The organism is Methylosinus sp. DMC45 (genome assembly GCF_056313885.1).
In genome coordinates this window covers 193,562-200,476 of sequence record NZ_JBQUZK010000044.1, presented here as the reverse complement: position 1 = coordinate 200,476, position 6,915 = coordinate 193,562, and the positions used below count along the sequence as shown (strand labels likewise).

At 67.0% G+C, this 6,915-nt stretch carries 7 protein-coding genes; 4 read left to right on the top strand and 3 right to left on the bottom strand.

Annotated features, from left to right (window positions below):
* Window positions 1-127: 127 nt before the first annotated feature.
* Genes ACT53T_RS12925 through ACT53T_RS12915 form a run of 3 tightly spaced genes read right to left on the bottom strand, consistent with a single transcriptional unit; the run spans window position 128 to window position 2,832 of the window.
* Complete coding sequence (locus ACT53T_RS12925) at window positions 128-1,051, bottom strand: NAD-dependent epimerase/dehydratase family protein (RefSeq protein WP_476161505.1); 924 nt, start codon at window positions 1,049-1,051, stop codon at window positions 128-130.
* Between the two features lie 3 nt (window positions 1,052-1,054).
* Window positions 1,055-1,996 (bottom strand): transketolase family protein, encoded by a 942-nt coding sequence (locus ACT53T_RS12920; protein ID WP_476161504.1) that lies wholly within the window; start codon window positions 1,994-1,996, stop codon window positions 1,055-1,057.
* Window positions 1,996-2,832: a transketolase gene (locus ACT53T_RS12915; protein WP_476161503.1), complete on the bottom strand. Its 837-nt coding sequence runs from the start codon at window positions 2,830-2,832 to the stop codon at window positions 1,996-1,998. Before ACT53T_RS12915 ends, ACT53T_RS12920 begins: the two co-directional genes overlap by 1 nt.
* 170 nt (window positions 2,833-3,002) lie before the next feature.
* On the opposite strand from ACT53T_RS12915, the gene ACT53T_RS12910 reads away from it, so the two are divergent.
* The 4 genes from ACT53T_RS12910 (at window position 3,003) to ACT53T_RS12895 (ending at window position 6,667) form a co-directional block, all read left to right on the top strand.
* On the top strand, window positions 3,003-3,665 hold the full coding sequence (locus ACT53T_RS12910) for a CDP-alcohol phosphatidyltransferase family protein (RefSeq protein WP_400767413.1): 663 nt from the start codon (window positions 3,003-3,005) through the stop codon (window positions 3,663-3,665).
* A 221-nt stretch (window positions 3,666-3,886) separates the two neighbouring features.
* On the top strand, window positions 3,887-5,005 hold the full coding sequence (locus tag ACT53T_RS12905) for a GGDEF domain-containing protein (protein ID WP_476161502.1): 1,119 nt from the start codon (window positions 3,887-3,889) through the stop codon (window positions 5,003-5,005).
* Between the two features lie 73 nt (window positions 5,006-5,078).
* Window positions 5,079-5,936: a CmcJ/NvfI family oxidoreductase gene (locus ACT53T_RS12900; protein ID WP_476161501.1), complete on the top strand. Its 858-nt coding sequence runs from the start codon at window positions 5,079-5,081 to the stop codon at window positions 5,934-5,936.
* A gap of 38 nt (window positions 5,937-5,974) precedes the next feature.
* The gene (locus ACT53T_RS12895) at window positions 5,975-6,667 is read left to right on the top strand and encodes an SDR family NAD(P)-dependent oxidoreductase (RefSeq protein ID WP_476161500.1); all 693 of its coding nucleotides are present in this window, start codon (window positions 5,975-5,977) and stop codon (window positions 6,665-6,667) included.
* Window positions 6,668-6,915 lie beyond the last annotated feature (248 nt).

Here is a 6,915-nt window from a genome sequence, read left to right as displayed (position 1 = left end):
TGCTCCGAGCCGCTCCCGGAGCTTCGCCGCGCGCCCAAATGACCCTGTCTCTTTGGCGAAGACAAGGCCTTCCACGCCACGCCAACCCTTTATCGCCCGGCTGTGACCCGTTCGCTACAGGCCATGGTTAACAATTTTCACCGCCGCCGGCGCGAAACCATTCGACCGTTTCGGCGAAGCCGCACGCCAGGGACACGCCGGGTCGCCAGCCGGTCGCGGCGCTTATCCGGTCGATATCGGCTTCGAGATGCATGATCTGATCCGGGCGATAGGGCGTGCGGCCGAATCCCGGAGCGACCCCGGGCGCCGTCAGATCGCGCAAGAGCAGAACAGCGTCGCGCAATGGCGTCGGCTCGCCCGATCCTATGTTGAAGACGCCGCTCGCCTCGTGATCGAGCAGCGCGAGCAGCGCCGCGGCCGCGTCGGAGACATGGGTGAACTCCCAAATCTGCTCGCAAGCGGTGAGATCGGGCGAACGGCCCGCCGCAAAGGCGCGAATGAGCGACGGCACGAGCCAGGGCCGCGCCTCGCCGGGACCATAAAGAGAAAAAACGCGCCCCCAGGCTGCGCGCAGCCCGCGCTCCGCCGCTATTGCGAGCAGGGCCCGGCCGGCGGCCAGCTTGGCCACTCCATAGAGTGTGGTCGGCTCGGCCGCGGCGTCTTCCGCGACGCGGCCGGAGAGGAGGCCATATTCGGCCTGCGAGCCGACGCCGATCAGAATGCGGGCGCCAGCGTCGGCGGCGGCCACGGCCAATCGTCCCGTGGCGACGATATTGTCGAGCTGGCCGAGATCATTGCGCTCCGCCCCGGCGACGCCGCGCCAGCCGCTGTGCAAAAGCGCGTCGGGCGCGAAATTCGTCAAGGCCTCGCGATAGCTCTCCGGCGCGAAGAGATCGCCGCGGATCGCATGAAGCCGGGAGACGAGAGGCGCGAGCCGCGTCGCTTCGATCTCTCCGCGCAGGAGAACGGCGCATTCATGTCCCGATTCGACGAGGAGCCGGGTCGCCTGCGCCCCGAGGAAGCCCGTCCCGCCTGTGAGAAAGACGCGCAAGCGTCAGGCCCGGCCGCTGAGAAGCCGCTCGTCCCGTCCGGCGACCGCGCGCGCCCGAGCGGCGATGGCGGCGGGGTCGAGCCTGGCGCGGCGGCGCAGCGTCTCCGTGTCGCCGACGAGGCTGGGGAAAGCCTGCGGCGCGGTGAGATCGACGAAGGCCTCGCCCATCCCGCGCGCGAGAAGCGTCTCCATGACGCCGACCGACAGCGGATTGCCGCGATAGCCCTCGAAGACGGCGACGACCGGCGCGCCGGTGAGCAGAGCGGCGAAAGCCTCCGCCGGAAAAGGCTGGACGATCGGAACGCTGACGACGGCGGCCTCGATCCCCTGCGCCGCCAAAATCTCCGCCGCCGCGAGACATTGCGTCACCGAGCCGCCGCTCGCAGCCAGGGTGACATCGGCGCCGCGGCGCGCCGCGAAAGCCGCCGTCTGCGGCGAGAAGATCGGCGCGCCATAAGAGGCGCCGCTCTCGCGAGCGATGCGGAAATAGGCGGGGCGCGGATCGTCGAGCAGCGCCGCGTAACAGCGATCGAGCTCGGCGGCGTTGCCCGGATTGGCGACGACGAGATCGGGCAGCGCCGCCATGATGGTGGCGTCCTCGAGCGCATGATGCGACGGACCGAGCGTGCCGTAGGAGAAGCCCGCGCCGACGCCGATCAGCCGCACGGCGCGGCGCTGATAGCAGATGTCGTTACGAATCTGCTCGAGGCAGCGCGCCGTCATGAAGGGCGCGATGGAATAGGCGAAGGGCCGAAAGCCGCCGGCGGCCAGCGAGGCGGCGACCGAGACCATATTGGCCTCGGCGACGCCCATATTGACGAAACGCTCGCCGAGCGCCTGCTCGAGCGGCTCGACGAAAGAAAAGCCGAGATCGCCGGTGAGAAAGACGATTCTGGGATCGACGCTGGCGTCCGCCTCTATGAGCTCGATGATCCGCTTGCGCATCAGGCGAGCTCCAGATCGGCGGCGAGCGCCGGCTTGTAGTGCGAGGCGACCGTGTTCTCTATGCGGGCGACGCCCTTGCCCTTCACCGTATGGGCGAGGATGACGCGCGGGCGTCCGCGCGAAGGCTGCTCCAGCGCCGCGACCAGCGCCGCCCAATCATGGCCGTCGAGCTCGATCGTCTCAAATCCGAAACTGCGCCATTTGGCGCCGAAGGGCTCGAGGTCCATCACCTCGCGCGTGGGCGCCAGCGATTGAATGTGATTGTAATCGACGATGGCGGTCAGCGAGGCGAGCTTGCGCGCGCCGGCGAAGAGCGCCGCCTCCCAGGTGGAGCCCTCGTCGCATTCGCCGTCGGAGAGAATGCAGAAGACGCGATGGGCGCTTCCGCGCAGCCGATGCCCGAGCGAAAAACCCGCCGCCAGCGACAGGCCATGGCCGAGCGAGCCGCTGGTGGCGTCGATGGCGGGGACCGCCTCGGTGAGGCCGACATGCCCCCAGAGCGGCGTGCCATTCTGCAGATAGGCGTCGAGAAGGCCGGGCGCGACGAGGCCATATTGCTCGAGCGCGGCGTAATAGGCCATGGCCGCATGGCCTTTGGAGAGAATGACGCGATCGCGGTCCGCCGCGCTGGCGGTCGCCGGACGCAGATCGGAGACGGCGAGCACGGCGTCGAGAATCTCGACGACGCCGAGCGAGGAGCCGAGATGAGCCGAATTGGCGCTATAAGACATGGAAATGACGCGCCGCCGCGCCGCCGCGCAACGCGCGGCCGCCGCCGCTTCGTCATAGGATAGGGGCGAATGTTTCCGGCCCCGCGCCGAGCCTGCTCTCGCCATCGGTCATGTCCTCGCCATTTTCGCGAGCACTATGCCTTTCGAAAGGTTAACGCTTGGCTTAAGGCCGGCGGCTCTCGCTCGGGCTTGCGCGCCGCCGACGATATGCGACAATACAAAAATCGTCCGAAGCGCAAACGATCGAGCGGAGGCAACCGCGGAGTGCGTCGCTCATGAAGACCGCCGATCACCATCATCAGAGCTTCCTGGCTCCGGCCGAGCAACGGCTGTTGCGCGCGCTCGTGATCGAGCTGCCCGAATCGGTGACGCCTCTGCAGCTGACGCGCATCGGACTGTTCGGCGCCTGCGTGGCCGCCGTCGCGCTCGTCGGCTGCCGCTGGTCGGCGTTGTGGATGCCTTTGATTCCGCTGGGCGTCTTTCTCAACTGGTTCGGCGCGGCGCTGGACGGACGGCTGGCGCTGCATCGCAAGAGCGCCGATCCGCGGCTCGGCCTCGTCGAGCACACATTCGATCTCTTCTCCCAAATATTGCTGATCGTCGCCTTCGGCCTCTCGCCCTTCTTGTCGATCGAATCGGCCTTCGTCGTGCTGATCTGCTATCTGCTCTTCTCGGCCTATACTTATATTCGCGCGATCGTCCGCCACGTTCAGCAAATGGCCTATATCGGCCTCGGCGCGACCGAGTTCCGACTGCTGATGGCGCTCTGGCCCTTCGCCGCCCACGCCATGGGAATAGACGAGACCAATGACGTCGGCGTCTCCCGGCTCGACGCCGCCATCCTGATTTTGGCGGGTTTCGCCATTTGCGGCCTCGCCATAAAGGCGCTCACCGACGCGCGCCGCGTCGCGATGGACGAGAGCGGCCGCGGCGTCTGAGCCCGGCCGGCCCGCCGCCGTTTCCTCAAAAAAACGTCCTCTCCCGCTCGAAAGGCTTCGCGCGCCGGCGCGAACGTCGCTATGGACGCGCGCCGAGGAGAGAGGAAAATAGTTTCCGGGCATTTTCTGATTCGCGTCCCGTCGGCGAGCATGTTTTTCCTGCCGGCGAGACGATGCGGATAGAATTGTCTCGCCGGCCGAGACGGGAGAGACGGACCAAGATGAAACTCGCTACGAGAAGCTGGGCTTTGGTCGCGGGCTGCGCGCTCGTCGCCGCGGCAGGCGTGTTCGCTCTGAGCCGGGCCGGCTTTTTCTCGGCGCCGGACCCTTCCTCGCTCTGGTCATGGTCGCTCGACAATTGGGAGACGACAATCGTGGGCGCCTCCGGCGAGCGCTTGCGCATCGCCCATGAGCCGCTCGCCTTGGCGCGCAATCTGGCGCTGATCTCCGTCTCCTTCATCGGCGTCGTGATGGGAACGCCGCGCGTCGTGGAGATCGTCACGCGCTCGGGACGCGACGGCGCCGCAGCGACGGGAGCGCCGGAGGATTTCGCCAAGACGCGGCGGCTGATCGACGGCGAGCTCGGCACGATTCTCACTCTGGTGCGCTCGCATCTCGACAGCAACAAGACCTATTCCGCCGCCCTCGCGAAAGGCCACAAGGAAATCACCGCGACGACGAGCCCGGATCAGATCCGCGCCGCCATCGTGCTGCTGATCGCCGAAAATCAGAAGATGCTGCGCGAGACCGAGGAGCATCAGCGCCAGCTGGAGGACTCGCAGCGGCAGATCACGCAATTGCGCGCCGAGCTGGCCGAGACGCAGGAGCTCAATGTCCGCGACTCGCTGACGCAAGTGTTCACGCGCCGCCATTTCGACGAAACGCTTGCGCGCGAGGCGAAGCTCGCGGCTTCGACGGCGAGCGCCTTGAGCCTCATCATGGCCGACATCGATAATTTCAAGAAGATCAACGACGGCCATGGCCATCTCATCGGCGACGAGGTGCTGAAGAATTTCGCCAGGACGATGGCCAAGCATGTCGAGGAGAAGGACACGGTCGCGCGCTATGGCGGCGAGGAATTCGCGATCATCATGCCCGCCGTCTCCTATGCCGAGGCGAAAATGGCGGCCGAGCGCATTCGCGCCGAATTCGAGACCAAGAAATGGGCGATCAAGGGCGGCGCGCCGATCGGCCGCATCACCGCCTCCTTCGGCGTCGCCCAGCTGGCGCCCAATGAGAACGCCGAGAATCTGATCCAGCGCGCCGACGCCAAGCTCTATGTCTCCAAATCGCGCGGCCGCAACATCGTCACCGTCGACTCCGACCTCGCGCCCCGTTGAATATTTCGACCAGACTGGTAGATTTATCCGGCGAGGCGCGCGAGGCGCTTTTTTCCCACCGAAGGCGACGAGCATGGAGACGAGCCGTTCCGGCGCTCCGGCCGACAGCGCGGCGACGATCGCCGAGCTTTTCTATCTGAAGCCGACCGACACAAAGCCGGTCTCCTACACATTCGAGCCGCCGCCGGGCGCCGGCTGGCAGAGCGGCGAATATTTGCCGCAGCAGACCAGCATCGCCGATGCGCGTCGCCACGCCGCCGACGCCGCCATCGATCGCGAAGGATTCCAGCTCCTCGCGGCGCCGACGATGGTCGAGGATTTCTGGAACGAGGCGCAATTGCGCGCGGTCTATTATCCCGAGACCGAGGCGCTGCTGAAGCGGGCGCTCGGCGCGCGCGAGGTCCATATCTACGACCATACGCTGCGCAAGCGGATGCGCCCCGGCCCGCTGAGCTTTCGGCGCTCCGTCGACGGAACGCCGCGCGAGCCCGTGGGCCGCGCGCATGTCGATCAGACGCTCCAATCCGCGCCCAAACGGCTGCGCGAGATTATGGGAGATGCGGCCGAGCGCTTCTCTCGCCCGCGCTTCGCCATCATCAATGTGTGGCGGCCCTTGTTCGGCCCGGTGGAGGATGCGCCGCTCGCCGTCTGTGACGCCCGCAGCGTCGCGCCCGGCGATCTCGTCGCCTGCGATCTCGTCTTCCGCGACCGGCGCGGCGAGACCTACGCCCTCGCCTATTCGCCGCAGCAGCGCTGGTTCTATTATCCGCGCATGCGCCGCGGCGAGGTCCTGCTGCTCAAATGCTACGATTCCCGCGCCGATGTGGCGCGCTTTTCGCCTCACACCGCCTTCGACGATCCGGCGACGCCGCAGAACGCCCGCCCACGCGAGAGCATAGAGCTGCGCTGCTTCGTCGCTTTCGACGAATGACCCTCGCCGCGCATGCGGCCGAGCCTCGAGGACGAAAAATGAACGATATTCCCTATCGCGCCGCGCTCATCATCGGCGCCGGCCCCGGCGTCGGCGCCTCGCTGGCGCGGCGCTTTTCCGCCGCCGGGCTGAAGGTCGGCGTCGTCGCCCGCGACGCGCAGCGGCTCGCCCCCATTGCGGCGGCGACCGGCGCCGAGGGCTTCGCCGCCGACGCTGCCGATCCCGCCTCGGTCGCGGCGCTGTTCGAGGCGGCGGAGGCGAAGCTCGGAGAGATCGACGTCGTCGTCTACAACGCCGGCGCGCGCATCCGCGGCGCGCTCGCCGAGCTCGATCCAGAGGCGGTGCGGCGCGCCTTCGACGTCAACGCCTTCGGCGGGTTTCTGGTCGCGCGCGAAGCGGCCAAGCGCTTCGAGAAGCTCGGACGCGGCGCGCTCTTCTTCACCGGCGCGACCTCGAGCCTGAAAGCCTATGCGATCTCCGCCCCCTTCGCCATGGGCAAGTTCGCGCTGCGGGCGCTGGCGCAGAGCGCGGCGCGCGAATTGGGGCCGAAGGGCGTGCATGTCGCCCATATCGTCATAGACGGCGTGATTCGCGACGCCGGCCGCGTCGATCCCGCCGATGCGACGCTCGAGCCGGACGCCATCGCCGACGCCTATGTCGATCTCCTGCGCCAAAAGCGCAGCGCCTGGTCCTTCGAGGTCGAGCTACGGCCATGGTGCGAGAAATTTTGACAAAAGCTGAATCTGCGGCGCGACAAAATGTCGCAAAGTGGACCAGGGCGTGTTATCGTGAGCCGTCGACCCAGGGCGAGCGCCCGCTAGGAGCGGCGCGCTCGTCCCCATAACGACGAACGAACAAAATGGGGAAAGCGCTCATGAACACGATTACGGCTATCCTATCGATCGTCGCGACCTGCGCCGCCGTCACTGCCGCGATCACCGCTTTCGCGAATATGTGACTTCGGACAGTCATTGGAGGG